The organism is Flavobacterium sp. GNP010 (assembly GCF_056428945.1).
Genome location: NZ_JBWJVK010000043.1, coordinates 1 through 16,324, shown reverse-complemented (window position 1 = coordinate 16,324; position 16,324 = coordinate 1). Strand labels below are relative to the sequence as shown.

Genomic DNA, 16,324 nt, shown 5'->3' with positions numbered 1-16,324 from the left:
CTTAACTTATGTTTTAAATCGCTGTAAACGTGAATTTTGTAAGTAATTTTTTTTTGAACCACAACACTCTATCAAAACGAATAAGCTGCTTTATCTCCAAAATTAGCGGTTGAATTTATACATAATCAACCGCATCGCAACTTTCTCTACCAATTGAATACCTAATAAAGACTGGATTTATTACTATTTTAAATGAATTGCAAATTATAAACCTACTCCCCTAGCCCCGATAGCAGTGAAAATCCTTTTCTCTCGTTTCTTTAACGAGAGAAAAGATTAAAACGAATAGCGGGAAACAGCTCCTAAAAGAATCTTTTGCCCTTTACCTATATATAATGAGTACCAATATTGTTTTTGGTACTAATTGAAACAACAAACCTTCCTTATATATTGTATGTATTTTTGTAATGGTCTATATTTGCATTCTTAAAATAACAAACGATGATTAAGATTACTTTGCCCGACGGGTCAATTAAAGAGTTTGCTCCTGGGATTACTCCTATGGATGTTGCGAAAAGCATTAGCGAAGGATTTGCCAGAAATGTAATTTCGGCTTCTTTTGATGGTACAACTGTAGAAACCACAACTCCTTTGACGACGGACGGCAGTCTTATATTATATACTTGGAATGACGAAGGCGGAAAAAAAGCTTTTTGGCATTCGACTTCACATGTAATGGCACAGGTTCTTGAGGAAATGTATCCTGGAATCAAACTAACATTAGGACCAGCAATATCCAATGGGTTTTATTATGATGTGGATTTTGAAGATCAGAAAATCACTGATGCTGATTTCAAAAAAATTGAGGATCGTGTTCTTGAAATATCAAGAGGAAAGCATGAATTCAAACTGCGTCCTGTTTCTAAAGCTGAAGCTCTAGAACTATATAAGGATAACGTTTACAAAACGGAACTGATTACCAATCTTGAGGACGGAACCATTACGTTTTGCGATCATGATACCTTTACTGATTTATGTCGTGGTGGACATATTCCTAATACAGGAATCATTAAAGCGATGAAGGTCATGAGTGTTGCCGGAGCCTACTGGAGAGGTGACGAGAAAAACAAGCAGTTGACTCGTGTTTACGGAACATCTTTCCCTAAACAAAAAGATTTAACCGAATACCTAGAACTACTGGAAGAGGCAAAACGCCGTGATCACAGAAAACTAGGAAAAGAACTAGAATTGTTTGCTTTTTCACAAAAAGTAGGTGCAGGATTGCCTTTATGGTTACCAAAAGGCGCTGCATTAAGAGATCGTCTTGAGCAATTTTTGAAAAAAGCACAGAAAAAAGGCGGTTACGAGCAAGTAGTGACCCCGCATATTGGTCAAAAAGAATTGTATGTAACGTCAGGACATTATGCAAAATATGGTGCTGATAGTTTCCAACCTATAAGCACACCAGCTGAAGGAGAAGAATTTTTATTAAAACCAATGAACTGTCCGCATCACTGCGAAATTTACAACGTACGTCCTTGGTCATACAAAGATTTACCAAAGCGTTACGCTGAATTTGGTACTGTTTACCGATACGAACAAAGTGGTGAACTACACGGTTTAACTCGAGTACGAGGTTTTACTCAAGATGATGCACATATATTTTGCACACCAGAACAACTGGATGAAGAGTTTAAGAAAGTAATTGACTTGGTTCTTTATGTATTTGGTTCATTGGGATTCGAAAACTTTACAGCTCAGATTTCACTAAGAGACAAAGAAAACAGAGATAAGTATATAGGTACAGACGAAAACTGGGAAAAAGCAGAAAATGCTATTATCAATGCTGCTGCAGATAAAGGTTTGAATACTGTAGTTGAATATGGCGAAGCCGCTTTCTATGGTCCAAAGTTAGATTTCATGGTAAAAGATGCCCTTGGAAGACAATGGCAATTAGGAACGATTCAAGTGGATTACAACTTACCAGAACGTTTTGATTTGACATATAAAGGATCTGATAACGAATTACATAGACCTGTAATGATTCACAGAGCTCCTTTTGGCTCAATGGAACGATTTATTGCAATTTTATTAGAACATACCGCAGGAAATTTCCCTCTTTGGTTAATGCCTGAACAGGCTATAATATTGTCTTTGAGTGAGAAATATGAAATATATGCGAAAAAAGTTTTAAATCTCCTAGAAAATCACGAAATTCGCGCCCTTGTAGACAATAGAAACGAGACAATCGGGAAGAAAATTAGAGATGCCGAAATGCAAAAAACCCCGTTTATGCTGATTGTAGGCGAGGAAGAAGAGAAAAATGGGACTATTTCTATACGTCGTCACGGACAAGAAGGAAAAGGAAATATCACCGTAACAATAGAAGAATTTGTAACTATTGTAAACGAAGAGATCAACAAAACATTAAAAGTATTTACAGTTTAACTTAAATTATAAAGTCATAGCAATAAGAAGCAACAGAGGTTACCAACCTCGCGTAGAAAAAAAGGATGCACACAGAATAAATAATCTTATTCGTGGTATACAAGAAGTAAGACTTGTAGGTGAAAATATTGAACCTGGAGTTTTTAAACTTTCGGAGGCTCTAAGACTAGCAGACCAATTTGAATTGGATCTAGTGGAGATTTCACCAAATGCTGATCCACCGGTTTGTAAAATCATGGATTATAAGAAATTTGTTTACGAGCAAAAGAAACGTGATAAAATCCTTAAAGCGAAATCTACGCAAGTAGTCGTTAAGGAAATTCGTTTTGGACCTCAAACAGATGAGCATGATTACGAATTTAAAAGAAAGAATGCTGAAAAGTTCTTGAAAGAAGGTGCGAAATTGAAAGCATTTGTTTTCTTTAAAGGACGTTCGATTATCTATAAAGATCAAGGTCAAATCTTATTATTGAGACTAGCTACAGATCTTGAAGAATTTGGTAAAGTAGAAGCTATGCCAGTTCTTGAAGGAAAGAGGATGATTATGTTCATTGCTCCTAAGAAAGGTAAATCAACGCAATCACAGCCAAAAGCAAAGGAAAATCAACAAAAACCAGTTGTAAAAAATACGGGAGCTCAACCTGCTTCTGACGATAAAGAAACTGTATAGCAAGAAAGATTGCTTTGTACAATAGCATCATAAAAAATTTGATGAACGATAGCAGATTGCTTCGTTCATCGCAAAGACAGTAAGTAAGAATAAATTAAAACACTAGGAAAAAATGCCTAAAATGAAAACCAAATCTAGCGCCAAGAAACGTTTTAAAGTTACTGGTTCTGGAAAGATTAAAAGAAAGCATGCTTTTAAAAGTCACATCTTGACTAAAAAGTCTAAAAAACGTAAATTAGCTTTGACACACTCAGCGCTAGTTCACAAAACAGATATGAAAAGCATCAAACAACAATTAAGAATTATCTAATAAGTCCAAAGTTAGAAAGTCTTAAAGTCTAAAGTGCACACTTTCGACATTCGACTTTTGACATTTGACGAAAGATTTCTTTAGGTTAAAACAATTTCAAATAACCTTGGAGTAGGGCCATTAAGTGCTTTTGATTAAATTCAAGCCGCCTGCTACAAAAAAAAAGTAAAAATTATGCCAAGATCGGTAAATTCAGTTGCTAAAAGAGCAAGAAGAAAAAAAATAATGAAGCAAGCCAAAGGTTTCTTTGGTAGACGTAAAAACGTTTGGACAGTTGCTAAGAATGCGGTAGAGAAAGCAATGTGCTACGCTTACCGTGATAGAAAAGTGAATAAAAGAAATTTCCGTGCTTTATGGATTCAACGTATCAACGCTGGAGCTAGATTGGAAGGAATGTCTTATTCTCAATTCATCGGGAAATTGAAAGCTAACAATATCGAATTGAACCGTAAAGTTCTTGCCGATTTAGCAATGAATCATCCAGATGCTTTCAAAGCAATACTTAACAAAGTAAAATAAACGTTTTATAAACTCAATTTAGATTACTTACTGATATAGAGCCCCATCCGATTCGTCGCGATGGGGTTTTTGTTTTAGCTACCTCCTGCTAGTCCTAATATATTATTTAAAACATCCGAACAAAAGTACAGCACATCTATTTACCTATCAGAAGAATGATTTGGCACCTGCATACTCCATAACCTCTTGGCATGGCTAAAGCTTAACAAACTTAGGGCAGTTCTAAAACTACATTCTAGCTAATTAGTAATGAATTCAAAATAAATAAAGTACCTATTTCATTTGCAAATAAGAATTAATAATTACTAAATTGGTACTGACATAGCTTCCCAATAAAATAAAAACAGTATTTTATACAAATGACTCGTACCAACCTTTATCTTTCTATTACACTACTAACATTATTGTTACTCTTGAATTCTTGTAAAAAAGAACAACAACCACAACAAATAGTTAAGAATCCTTGGAAAAGATCGAAAGCAGATCGAATTGAAACCGATAAGTATATAGATGCAGGAGATATCTATTTCCAAAAACTAAATTACGATAGTGCTTACTACTGTAATGCAAAAGCTAAACTCTCAGCCGAGGCAAAAAAAGATACTTCCCGCATAATTTTAGCCTTAATAAATTTGGGAAGACTTCATTATCTACAATCCGATTACAGTGGCGCTGAAACGACAGTAACTGAAATTATACCATTACTTGAAAAAAAGAAGGACCACCCCTATAATTTTGATGTAAATTTTCAGCTTGGCAATATCGCAACCTCTACTTTAGATTATAAAAATGCGCTCCTCTATTTCAATAAAGTTTTAGAATTAAAAAAAATAACTATCGATGAAAAATTAATAACACTACATAATATAGCCTACGTATATCAAGAAATGAAACAATTCAAAAATGCCACATACATATTTGAATATTTACTTACCAAAAAAGAAAGTACAAATAATGTAGAAGTCTATACTCTAACATTAACAAACTTGGGAAATTGTTATTTAGAATTAGGTAACCCTAAAGCGCTAGAATACTATTTAAAATCATTGCGTATAGCATTAAAGACCAATAATCGTAGTAAAATTTCAACTTATAGTTCTCTCTCAGAATACTACAAAAAAAAAGATTTTACCCTTGCAAACAACTATGCTAAATTAGGTTATAATGCTGCTACTACTCTAAGGATTCCACACAAACGTTTGGAATGTCTGCAATTATTAATAGAGCTCAATACTGGTGCAACAGCTAAAAACTATGCGCTGCAATACCTTCATCTTAATGATAGCATCACCAAGGTTAGGCAAAAAGCCAAAAATCAGTATGCTAAAATTAGATACGATTCGAAAAAAGAAAGGGAGGAAAACATACAACTTAAAGTACAGAAAATAGAGCAGGAAGCTACACAAAAAAAGAAAAATATCTTTCTATACCTCATCGTGGGAACCATCACGGCAATAGGTATTGTAATTACGTATTTGCTTTTGGCCAAAAATAAACGCGAAAAAATAAAAGCAACGTATGCCACTGAAATTCGGATTTCGAAAAAACTACATGATGAGTTAGCCAATGATGTCTACCAAACCATGGCTTTTGCGGAAACTCAGGACTTATCGACCACACGAAATAAGGAAATACTTCTCTCTAACCTAGATACTATTTACAGCAGGACAAGAAATATTTCGAAAGAAAACATCTCCGTCGAAACTGGTCCAGCGTTCTTGTCTGACTTTAAAGAAATGATGACTGATTTTAACACACCTGAGGTGAATGTAATTGCAAATGGATTGGAAGCAATCAATTGGTCGACACTCGATAGTAATGTAAAAATTATACTCTATCGCGTCATCCAAGAACTGCTTGTGAACATGAAAAAATACAGTCAATGCAGTTTAGTACTACTAACTTTTGATCTAAAGGAAAAAAAACTACAAATAGACTATATGGATAACGGCATCGGGGCAACTGAAAACCAACTAAAATCTAAAAACGGACTTCAAAATGTGGAAAACCGTATTCTGGCTGTAAAAGGAAACATTCGTTTTAACACTAGTCCAAACAAAGGATTTAAAGTGCAAATTATCATCCCAACATAAATTTGCTTTTTTGTATTTAAAACCACTCCATCCCCTGAATTAATAAGAATAATTCCGTTATATTTGTCTGATACAGCAAGGTTCTATCCTACTATATTTTCTGGAGAGGTAACCTTTATGTACTACTAAATTCTTGCTTTTCCGACAAATGACTCGTACCAAACTTTATCTTTCTATTACACTCTTAACGTTATTGTTACTCTTGAATTCTTGTCAAAAAGAACAACCACAACAACAAATAGTAAAAAATCACTGGAAAAGACCGAAAGCAGATCGAATTGAAACCGATAAGTATATAGATGCAGGTGATATCTATTTCCAAAAACTTAATTACGATAGTGCTTATTACTATTTTTATAAAGCTAAATTGTCCGCTGAAACAAAAAGAGATACTTCCCGCAAAATTTTAGCCTTAATAAATCTGGGAAGACTTCATTATCTACAATCCGATTACACTGGCGCTGAAACGACAGCAACTGAAATTATACCATTACTTGAAAAAAAGAAGGACCACCCCTATAATTTTGATGTAAATTTTCAGCTTGGAATTATCGCAACCTCTACTTTAGATTTTAAAAATTCGCTCCTCTATTTCAACAAAGCTTTAGAACTAAAAAAAACGACAACCAATGAAAAATTAACGACTCTTCATAATATAGCCTGGGCATATCAAGAAATGGAACAGTTCAAAAAGGCCGCTTACATATTTGAATATTTACTCACCAAAAAAAAAAGTACAAATAATGTAGAAGCCTATACTCTAACATTAACAAACTTGGGAAATTGTTATTTAGAATTAGGTAAACCTAAAGTGCTAGAATACTATTTAAAATCATTGCGTATAGCATTAAAAACAAATAACATCAGTAAGATCTATACCTATATTTCTCTATCAGAATACTACAAAAAAAAAGATTTTGCCCTCGCAAACAACTATGCTAAATTAGGTTATAATGCTGCTACTACTCTCAGGATTCCAAAAAAACGTTTGGCATGTCTACAATTATTAATAGAACTCAATACAGGTGCAACTGCTAAAAACTATGCGCTGCAATACCTTCACATTAATGATAGCATCACCAAGGTTAGGCAAAAAGCCAAAAATCAGTATGCTAAAATTAGATACGATTCGAAAAAAGAAAGGGAGGAAAACATACAACTTAAAGTACAGAAAATAGAGCAGGAAGCTACACAAAAAAAGAAAAATATCTTTCTATACCTCATCGTGGGAACCATCACGGCAATAGGTATTGTAATTACGTATTTGCTTTTGGCCAAAAATAAACGCGAAAAAATAAAAGCAACGTATGCCACTGAAATTCGGATTTCGAAAAAACTACATGATGAGTTAGCCAATGATGTCTACCAAACCATGGCTTTTGCGGAAACGCAGGATTTATCGACCACACGAAATAAAGAAATACTACTCTCTAACCTAGATACTATTTACAGCAGGACAAGAAATATATCAAAAGAAAACATCACCGTCGAAACTGGTCCAGCGTTCCTGTCTGACTTTAAAGAAATGATGACTGATTTTAATACACATGAGGTGAATGTAATTGCAAATGGATTGGATGCAATCAATTGGTCGACACTCGATAGTAATATAAAAATCATACTCTATCGCGTTATCCAAGAATTGCTCGTGAACATGAAAAAATATAGTCAATGCAGTTTAGTACTACTAACTTTTAATCTAAAGGAAAAAAAACTACAAATAGACTATATGGATAACGGCATTGGGGCAACTGAAAACCAACTAAAATCTAAAAATGGACTTCAAAATGTGGAAAACCGTATTCTGGCTGTAAAAGGAAACATTAGTTTTGACACTAGTCCGAATAAAGGATTTAAAGTGCGCTTTACAATTCCAATATAACACTTGAATATATGTTCCAAAAAGTATTAATAGCCGAGGATTTAGACAGCATCAGTATCGCTGTAGTTCAAGCTTTGCAAGCAATTTCAATCTCCGATATTTATCATGCTAAATACTGTGATGATGCTTTAGTAAAAATAAAAAAAGCAATTCATGACAATGCGCCTTATGATTTATTAATTAGTGATTTATCATTCAAAGCTGATCATAGAGAAAATAAGCTAGTATCAGGGGAAGAATTGATTGAAGCCGTAAAAAAAATACAACCTGATATCAAAACTATCGTATTCTCAATAGAAGATAAATCCTTTAGAATCAAATCTCTTTTTAATACTTTGAAAATCAATGCTTACATATCAAAAGGGAGAGATAGTATTCCTGAGCTGCAAAACGCAATTCAGCGTATTTATAATCATGAAGATGTCAAGCCAACTGTAGCAATTGCCCATGCTTTGAGAGACAACTCCCTTTTCGAAATTGAATCCTATGATATTACGTTATTAAAATCATTATCAAATGGTTTGACTCTTGATGAAATTTCCACAAATTTCAAAAGTACAGGAATTGTTCCAAATGGGAGTAGCAGTCTGGAAAAACGAATCAACAGATTAAAAATATATTTTAAAGCCAATAATAATGTTCATCTTATTGCTATCTCAAAAGATTTAGGATTAGTTTGAGCTTTTTAACCCTTCAAATAAACGAGATACTGCTCAACAACTGCCGTACTATTAAATCCAAAAAAATTACCTTTTAAAAAATTTAATCTTGAAACTTTTTTAAAATAATTTTGTCTTTTACGGTTTCCCGTAAAATAATGATTTGTAAAGCTATTAAGTTTGGCAACTGAAACTCCAAATCAACTTAAAATGGCAAATTTTACAAGAGAAGACTTAGCATTTAATGGCTATTCACAAACAACAAATGCTGCAGAATATTTTAATACTAACGATTCTTCTGAAAGGACTTACATAGACAAAACAGAGGAGTTGGAAGTAATCGATTTCTGCAATCAGTTTTTAAAAAAATATAAAGTTCCTCAAACCAGAGCAAGTTTTCAAAAAGTTGAAAGTTTTTTACAACATCCAGCTTTAGAAAATGAAGTCTACCAAGTTCAACTACACGATTGGATAGCAAGCAACTGGGTGAAAATATAACCATATATATTTCAAATATAAAACACCAATACGGTACTACATCCTACGATTTCAAAAAAGGAGATTGTCACACGCTATTTTTATTTAATGGTTTAGGGTTTTACCAATGGGTTTGCCGTTAATCAGATAACTTTTTGGTACCGAAAAAATCAATTTAGATTCTGAACAGCTACTGTACCAATAATGAAGTTAATGCTCCAGAAAACGAATAATACTTGTAATAACTGATCTATTCGCACAACAATAAAATGAAAAAAATTACTCTTGTTGCTCTATTGTTATTTATATCATTATTTGCTCATACTTCAAAAATGCAATCTATAAAACAGAAGGATGGATTAAATAAATACAGGCCTAATAAAAATGAACTGCTCATTAATAGCAGTCCGAATCGATTAAAAAAATATGCTAAACCAATAGAAAGGACTTCTAACAATACTAGAAAACAACAATCACCAAAACATTTTTCACGAAATCGAAAAGGAAAATTAACTATTTAAGATGAACTGATACAACTATTTTTTAGTGCAATCTTTGTATTTCTTTCCTTAAAAAATAAAAAAATTCTGTTTTTTAAAGTCCGTTTTTCGCAAATATAAATCTATGAAATCATTTCTCATTTTAAAATCTAATGTATTGTTCTCTTTTCACATGGCAATCGTTATACTTGGATCTTTATTCCTAATTTATTTAGTTTATAAAATTTTGACTCGAAAATAAAGCAACACATTAGTCTTTATTCTGATTCGTGCAATTATAAAGTAATTAGGTATAACTTAAAAAAGGTTCTTGATTCTTTTGGAGATATTTCACTATTTTTGCTATTCAATAGACAATCGATAAGAACCAATAATTTGTCAAGCCTACTAAAACAGTTTCGCTCAAGTCACTTATAGTAGTTAATTCTACCATAGTAATCACTCTTAACCAAAAACCTAAAAATATCTTCTCCCAACAATTGAAATTTCTTCTATCCTTTTTACTATTTTACTCCATTGGGTTCTCCCAAATTAAGCTCCTTTCTTGGAATATTGAAAATTTAGGTCAATCAAAATCAAATCAAGAAATTATACTCATTGCCAACATTGTACGTGATTATGATATCATCGTCATACAGGAAGTCGTGGCGGGATATGGTGGCGCACAAGCTGTGGCCCGATTAGCGGATGAACTCAATCGCAAAGGGTCAAAATGGAATTATACAGTAAGTGATCCTACTAGCAGCAGTGCATACAAAACAGAACGTTACGCTTATATTTGGAAAACCAGTAAAGTTAGTATGGTGGGAAAAGCATGGCTGGAAAAAAAATACCATCTCGAGATAGACAGAGAACCATATTTTTGTACATTTCAATATGAAAACAAACAATTTACTGTCGTTAATTTTCATGCCATCACAAAAAAACGACAACCTGAAACTGAAATAAAGTACTTTAAGTTTTTACCTTATGAATATCCTAATTTAAACCTGTTATTTGCTGGCGATTTCAACTGCCCACAATCGCACAGTGTTTTTAATCCATTGAAAAAAATGGGATATAAATCGATTTTGGTCAATCAGAAAACTTCCTTGAAAAAAGAATGCAAAAAAGGCACATGTCTTGCATCTGAATTTGACAATGTATATTATAAAGCTTCAGAAATTAATTTCTTAAAATCAGGAATTATCCCTTTTCATAGTGCTTTTGCAACCCTAAAAGAAGCGCGCATTCTATCCGATCACATTCCTATTTGGTTTGAATTCTCCCTAAAATAATTGTAGAAATAAAAAGTAATTCTCTTTATATTATTCAAAAACTTCTAGCTTTTCACCATCAAAACTAGCAAAAACCATACTGGGATGGGAATCTTGATGAAATACATTTCCTTTACTATCTATTGCTATGGCTCCTGCAAAACCATCAAACGGTTTTAACTCGTCAAAAGTTTTCATAAAAGCTTCTTGTAAAGTGAATCCGTCTGTTACTCGAGTTACAATTTTTGTCGCAGTGGCATTACTCACAATATCTTCGCCTACTCCAGTCAAGCTCACACCACAAAATTCATTAGCATAATTTCCGGCTACAGTAGCTGAATCTGAGATGCGTCCCGGAATTTCAAAACCCTTTCCTCCTGTTGAAGTTGCAACAGCAATTTTTCCTTTCGAGTCTAAAACAACACAACCTACTGTTCCCATCCCCAATGTTTTCAATTTTGCCTCATATTCTGCTCTACGCTGCGGAATCTCAGTAGAAAAAGGTTCAAAACCATTCTTTCTTGCGAAATGTGTGGCTCCACTACCTCCTAAAATCCTATCATCATATTGCATTAATATTTGAGCCACTTGTACGGGGTTTTTTACCTCTTCAATATTGATAACACCACTCATTTTCTGAGTTGCTCCATCCATGATTGCAGCACTCATCCTAATTTTTCCATCACTTTGAATTTGGGAACCGATACCTGCATTAAACAATTCATCATCTTCCAAAAGCGTAACCGCATAAACAACAGTTTCTATTGCCGAATGCGTTTCTAAAAAAGTATAGGACAATTTCACAATACGCTCTAAAGCATTTTGTTTGGCTACCTTAGTTTCAATATTGGTCGAAGATTCCGAGAAAAAACCTCCATGTAGGATTACTTTCATACTGTTTAGAGTTCCGTTTATACGTTTAAATGTGCAATGAAAAAGATACTATGTTTTATACGTAGTGAGAAGATTGAATGTGCATTTTATGCGTTTCGAGATTGTAGGTGTCAAATTTACTCATTACGTGCGTTACTAAATGAGAAATCGAGATGGGTTGCCCTAATTCGACTTTAGTTAAATTCGTATCTTTTATTTCACGACCATCTACTAAAATAACCAATCCGGATCCGATAGCTTCCATTTGAGTATTGTGGGTAATTAATAAACCGGTATCCTCTCCAAGTCCTATTCCTAAAACTCTTGGATTACCCACGACAGCTTGAAAAAGCCTACCAATTCTGCCTCGTTGTACAAAATGAGTGTCGATAATTACACCATCAATCAGCCCTAAACCACTTGAAATTTTTACTTCACCTTTCAATAAAGCCTCGGAACTACTGCCTTGATAAATCATTGTATTAGAGGCTGCAGCCGCTCCTGCCGAGGTACCAGCATAAATAAATTCCTCATTGTGATACTTATCCAGTAAAATATCATGAAAAGCTGTTCCTCCAAGGATAGAAGTCAATCGCAATTGATCTCCTCCTGTAAACATTACAATATCAGCGGCTTTTAATCGAGTCAAAACTTCTTCGTCAGCAGCTTGCTCACGCCTTTCGATTGTAAGGATGCCAACATTCTTTGCATTCAAATATTCAAATGCCTTTACATATTCTGGACCTATTTCTTTTGGGATGATCGAAGCAGTGGTGACTACTTCAATTCTTGATTGCTCTTTATGCTTGGATTCGTTTAGTATTCGCTTTAAAATACCCGTCTCAAAAAAGTTTAAATTGTTTTTAGCAATTTTGTCAAAATCGGTTTCGGTAAAACTCCCTTTATCTACTGCACCGCCTATTATTATAAGTTTTCCTAATATATTCATTTGACAAAAATAACTAAAAAGTTAAAAGAAGCACTTGTACTTTTTCGTTTTTTTTAAGTTTTAAACCTTTAAAATCAAAAGATAATGAAAGAAATAAATTTTGTTTTAGTTCTATAAAGCAATATATTCGATTTATTAAAATGAAATTTTAAAATTCTGGTCAGCATCTTGTAAATCCCGATAAATCTTCATTTTAATTTTTTAAATGCTAGCCAAGCAAAAACCAATTTCAATATACAATTAATAGTTTCATTTTATGAAAATCATCAAAATACAAGCACTTCGTGGACCAAATATCTGGAGCATTCGTAGAAAAAAATTAATCCAAATGCGTTTGGATTTAGAAGAAATGGAACAGTTTCCCACCAATAAAATCGAGGGATTTAGAGAACGAATCGAGACTATGTTTCCCTCGCTGATTGAGCATCGTTGTTCTGAAGGATGTCGTGGCGGATTTTTTTCTAGAGTAGAACGCGGTACTTGGATGGGACATGTCATTGAACACATTGCTCTAGAAATCCAGTCTCTAGCTGGAATGGAAACGGGATTTGGTAGAACTAGAGAAACTAAAACACTTGGAACTTATAATGTAGTGTTTAGCTATACCGAAGAAAATGTAGGTCTTTTTGCTGCCGAATCTTCAGTCGCAATTGCTGAAGCCTTAATCGCAGGAACTGATTATGATTTGAATGCCGACTTACAGAAAATGCGCGAAATACGGGAACGTGTTCGGCTTGGGCCAAGTACCGGAAGTATAGTAGAAGAAGCGGTTTCTAGAGATATTCCTTGGATACGATTGGGAACAAATTCATTAGTACAATTGGGATATGGGATCAATCAAATGCGTTTTCAAGCCACCATTACCTGTAAAACAAGTAGCATCGCTGTTGATATCGCATGCAATAAAGAACTTACCAAAAAAATGTTGGATATGGCATCGATTCCTGTTGCCAGCGGAAGCATTTGTGTAAACGAAGACGATTTGGCAGAGACCATAAAAAAAATTGGCTACCCAATCGTGTTAAAACCATTGGATGGAAATCACGGAAAAGGAGCTTCTATCAATGTTACAAATTGGGAAGATGCGGTTTCTGGTTTGGCTTTTGCCAAAGAATACAGCAAACGCATCATTGTAGAAAAATTTATTACGGGGTTCGACTACAGAATATTGGTCATTGACAACAAATTAGTTGCTGCGGCAAAGCGAGTTCCTGCTCATGTAGTTGGTGACGGGACTGCTACTATTCAAGAATTAATTACTACCACAAACTTAGATCCAAGAAGAGGGTATGGTCATGAAAATGTACTGACTCAAATTGATGTCGATCGTGACACTGAAGATTTACTAGAAAAACTAGGCTATACCTTAGCAACCATTCCTAAAGTTGATGAAATTGTATTTTTAAAATCTACAGCAAACTTAAGTACTGGAGGTACATCTGTAGATGTTACTGATATGATGCACCCAGAAAATATCTTTCTTGCTGAACGCATTTCAAGAGTCATAGGACTTGATGTATGCGGTGTAGATATCATGGCCGAAAATTTGACACAACCATTAAAGGAAAACGGCGGTGTTATTCTGGAAGTCAATGCAGCTCCTGGTTTTAGAATGCACCTTGCACCCTCTGAAGGTTTACCAAGAAATGTAGCAGCTCCCGTAATCGATATGCTCTATCCTCCGGGAAAATCATGTCGAATTCCTATTATTGCCGTTACAGGAACCAATGGAAAAACTACTACTACCCGACTTTTAGCACATATTGTAAAAAATAATGGTTTTAAGGTCGGATTCACTACTTCTGATGGGATTTACATTCAAAATCACATGATGGAAAAAGGCGATACTACTGGACCGCTAAGTGCAGAGTACATTTTGAAAGATCCAACGGTAGAATTTGCTGTTCTGGAAACTGCCAGAGGCGGAATCCTGCGATCTGGTTTGGGTTTTAGTCTATGTGATATTGGAGTTATTACTAATATTCAGGAGGACCATTTGGGTTTAAATGACATTCATACCTTAGATGATTTGGCGAGAGTAAAAGCTACTGTGGTAAAAAGCATCAAAAAAAATGGCTGGGCAGTTTTAAACGGAGACGACGAGCATTGCATAAAAATAGGTCAAGATTTGAATTGTAATGTCGCTTACTTTAGTTTGAGCGAAGACAATGACTTTATCAAAAAACTGTGTGCCGAAGGGAAAACAGTTGCCGTTTATGAAAACGGATATATTACCATCAAGAAAGGGGAATGGAAAATCCGAATTGAACGCGCCAGTCACGTTCCACTAACATTAGGAGGAAAAGCTAAATTCATGATAGCAAATGTACTTGCCGCCACGTTGGCAAGTTATTTATGGGGATTTAAAACCGAAGATATTAGCTTATCGTTACAAACTTTCATTCCAAGTGCAGCACAAACTCCAGGACGTATGAATATATTTGAGTTTAAAAAATTCAAAGTATTAATTGATTTTGCTCACAATGCTTCGGGTTATGCAGGTGTCGAAGACTATTTGCAAAGTGTGCAAGCCACCAAAAAAATTGGAATTATTGCTGGTGTTGGTGACCGTCGTGATGAAGATATTAAAGAATGTGCAAAAATTGCAGGACGCATGTTTGATCATATTATCATACGACAAGAAAAACACTTAAGAGGTAGAACAGAAGCTGAAATTAATACATTATTACTACAAGGGATATCAGAGTCTGGTAGACCCGTTACTCACGAAATCATTCCCAAAGAAGTTGAAGCTATTAAACATGCAATCAATAGCGCCGAAGAAGGAAGCTTTATTACTGCATTGAGCGATGTTGTTACTAATGCGATCGAAATTGTACAAGAATATTTAGACAAAGAAAACGAGAATGGAATCGTCTAATTTTTTTCAATAAATAACAAAAGCTACTGTAATAAGTAGTTTTTGTTTGTTTATTTATCAAAATTTCACCCCAATAAATGATGCTTTTAATTTAGGAGCTATTTCCTGCTTTCGCCTTTATCTTTGTTCGTTCCTCTCAAAGGATATCGGCTTAATCAGGGCTAAAATTCATACCTTAATACCTGTATTTTTAGAAAATTGACATTTCGGTTTTAGTTGTCAATACTTCTAATGCATGCATCCCTAACTCTGAATTTCCTTTTTCATTTAATCTCGGACTCCATGTGGCAACCACGAAATTTTTAGGAAACAAAGCCGCAATTCCTCCTCCTATTCCGCTTTTACCAGGCAATCCTACTTTATAGGTGAATTCTCCTGATTCATCATAGAAACCACAGGTTTGCATTAAGGCATTGAGTCTCTTTACTTGGCTTTTAGTTAAAATTGGTATTCCTGCTTTAGTTTTTCCTTCATTGGCTAGAAAGAAAAAGGAATGAGCTAATTCTTTGCATGTCATTTCTATAGAACATTGATGAAAATAAAAATCCAAAACTTCATCAACATCATTATCTATATTCCCAAAAGATTTTAAAAAATTAGCCAAAGCGGCATTTCTGAAACGAGTGTCTTTTTCAGATTGTGCTACTTTTAAATTAAAATCTATTGTTGTACTTCCTGAAATCATTCTTATAAAATCCAGAAAATCTTGTTTTGGGTTTTCTAAATGAGTCACAAGCATATCTGCTATAACTATTGCGCCTGCATTAATAAAAGGATTTCGTGGAATTCCTTTTTCATATTCTAATTGTACTAAAGAATTAAAAGCACTTCCTGAAGGTTCTACTCCCACTCGCTTCCATATTTTCT

At 34.2% G+C, this 16,324-nt stretch carries 13 protein-coding genes and 1 pseudogene; 11 read left to right on the top strand and 3 right to left on the bottom strand.

Annotated elements, in window-relative coordinates:
- The first annotated feature begins 441 nt into the window (after positions 1-441).
- From thrS to AC061C_RS13750, 10 genes and pseudogenes are all read left to right on the top strand, one after another.
- A complete protein-coding gene (thrS, locus tag AC061C_RS13795; protein ID WP_417972033.1) occupies positions 442-2,388 on the top strand; it encodes a threonine--tRNA ligase in 1,947 nt (648 codons plus the stop codon).
- A 16-nt stretch (positions 2,389-2,404) separates the two neighbouring features.
- Positions 2,405-2,953: pseudogene (gene infC, locus AC061C_RS13790) on the top strand (translation initiation factor IF-3); the annotation flags it as partial.
- A 217-nt stretch (positions 2,954-3,170) separates the two neighbouring features.
- Positions 3,171-3,368, top strand: coding sequence for a 50S ribosomal protein L35 (rpmI, locus tag AC061C_RS13785; protein ID WP_022827375.1), 198 nt, complete (start codon positions 3,171-3,173; stop codon positions 3,366-3,368).
- A gap of 174 nt (positions 3,369-3,542) precedes the next feature.
- Positions 3,543-3,887, top strand: coding sequence for a 50S ribosomal protein L20 (gene rplT / locus AC061C_RS13780; RefSeq protein WP_099716008.1), 345 nt, complete (start codon positions 3,543-3,545; stop codon positions 3,885-3,887).
- A gap of 359 nt (positions 3,888-4,246) precedes the next feature.
- Positions 4,247-5,980 carry a tetratricopeptide repeat-containing sensor histidine kinase gene (locus AC061C_RS13775; protein WP_478291643.1) on the top strand — a complete coding sequence of 578 codons (1,734 nt, stop codon included), beginning with the start codon at positions 4,247-4,249 and terminating at the stop codon, positions 5,978-5,980.
- Between the two features lie 148 nt (positions 5,981-6,128).
- Positions 6,129-7,862 carry a tetratricopeptide repeat-containing sensor histidine kinase gene (locus tag AC061C_RS13770; protein WP_478291642.1) on the top strand — a complete coding sequence of 578 codons (1,734 nt, stop codon included), beginning with the start codon at positions 6,129-6,131 and terminating at the stop codon, positions 7,860-7,862.
- Between the two features lie 11 nt (positions 7,863-7,873).
- Positions 7,874-8,542, top strand: a complete 669-nt coding sequence (locus AC061C_RS13765) for a DNA-binding transcriptional response regulator (protein ID WP_478291641.1) — start codon at positions 7,874-7,876, stop codon at positions 8,540-8,542.
- 189 nt (positions 8,543-8,731) lie between these two features.
- Positions 8,732-9,019 carry a hypothetical protein gene (locus AC061C_RS13760; RefSeq protein WP_478291640.1) on the top strand — a complete coding sequence of 96 codons (288 nt, stop codon included), beginning with the start codon at positions 8,732-8,734 and terminating at the stop codon, positions 9,017-9,019.
- Between the two features lie 248 nt (positions 9,020-9,267).
- A complete protein-coding gene (locus AC061C_RS13755; protein ID WP_478291639.1) occupies positions 9,268-9,519 on the top strand; it encodes a hypothetical protein in 252 nt (83 codons plus the stop codon).
- Positions 9,520-9,977: 458 nt separating this feature from the next.
- A complete protein-coding gene (locus tag AC061C_RS13750; RefSeq protein WP_478291638.1) occupies positions 9,978-10,775 on the top strand; it encodes an endonuclease/exonuclease/phosphatase family protein in 798 nt (265 codons plus the stop codon).
- Positions 10,776-10,805: 30 nt separating this feature from the next.
- On the opposite strand, the gene AC061C_RS13745 is transcribed toward AC061C_RS13750, so the two are convergent.
- Together AC061C_RS13745 and AC061C_RS13740 are read right to left on the bottom strand one after the other, a co-directional pair.
- A complete protein-coding gene (locus AC061C_RS13745; protein ID WP_478291637.1) occupies positions 10,806-11,648 on the bottom strand; it encodes an isoaspartyl peptidase/L-asparaginase in 843 nt (280 codons plus the stop codon).
- A 55-nt stretch (positions 11,649-11,703) separates the two neighbouring features.
- Entirely contained in the window at positions 11,704-12,576 is an 873-nt protein-coding gene (locus tag AC061C_RS13740) for a cyanophycinase (protein ID WP_417945920.1), read from the bottom strand.
- A 256-nt stretch (positions 12,577-12,832) separates the two neighbouring features.
- Between AC061C_RS13740 and cphA the strand changes: the two genes are divergently transcribed.
- Positions 12,833-15,457, top strand: coding sequence for a cyanophycin synthetase (gene cphA / locus AC061C_RS13735; protein ID WP_478291636.1), 2,625 nt, complete (start codon positions 12,833-12,835; stop codon positions 15,455-15,457).
- A gap of 190 nt (positions 15,458-15,647) precedes the next feature.
- Here the strand turns inward: cphA and glsA are convergent.
- Positions 15,648-16,324 (bottom strand): glutaminase A (gene glsA / locus AC061C_RS13730; RefSeq protein WP_478291635.1); only part of this gene is annotated, 677 nt, incomplete at its 5' end.

Bases quoted from the DNA above. Each gene is read 5' to 3' on its own strand.
- AC061C_RS13775 (WP_478291643.1), top strand. From the start codon at position 4,247: ATGACTCGTACCAACCTTTATCTTTCTATTACACTACTAACATTATTG.
- rplT (WP_099716008.1), top strand. From the start codon at position 3,543: ATGCCAAGATCGGTAAATTCAGTTGCTAAAAGAGCAAGAAGAAAAAAA.
- rpmI (WP_022827375.1), top strand. From the start codon at position 3,171: ATGCCTAAAATGAAAACCAAATCTAGCGCCAAGAAACGTTTTAAAGTT.
- AC061C_RS13760 (WP_478291640.1), top strand. From the start codon at position 8,732: ATGGCAAATTTTACAAGAGAAGACTTAGCATTTAATGGCTATTCACAA.
- AC061C_RS13745 (WP_478291637.1), bottom strand. From the start codon at position 11,648: ATGAAAGTAATCCTACATGGAGGTTTTTTCTCGGAATCTTCGACCAAT.
- thrS (WP_417972033.1), top strand. From the start codon at position 442: ATGATTAAGATTACTTTGCCCGACGGGTCAATTAAAGAGTTTGCTCCT.
- AC061C_RS13740 (WP_417945920.1), bottom strand. From the start codon at position 12,576: ATGAATATATTAGGAAAACTTATAATAATAGGCGGTGCAGTAGATAAA.
- AC061C_RS13755 (WP_478291639.1), top strand. From the start codon at position 9,268: ATGAAAAAAATTACTCTTGTTGCTCTATTGTTATTTATATCATTATTT.
- cphA (WP_478291636.1), top strand. From the start codon at position 12,833: ATGAAAATCATCAAAATACAAGCACTTCGTGGACCAAATATCTGGAGC.
- AC061C_RS13770 (WP_478291642.1), top strand. From the start codon at position 6,129: ATGACTCGTACCAAACTTTATCTTTCTATTACACTCTTAACGTTATTG.
- AC061C_RS13765 (WP_478291641.1), top strand. From the start codon at position 7,874: ATGTTCCAAAAAGTATTAATAGCCGAGGATTTAGACAGCATCAGTATC.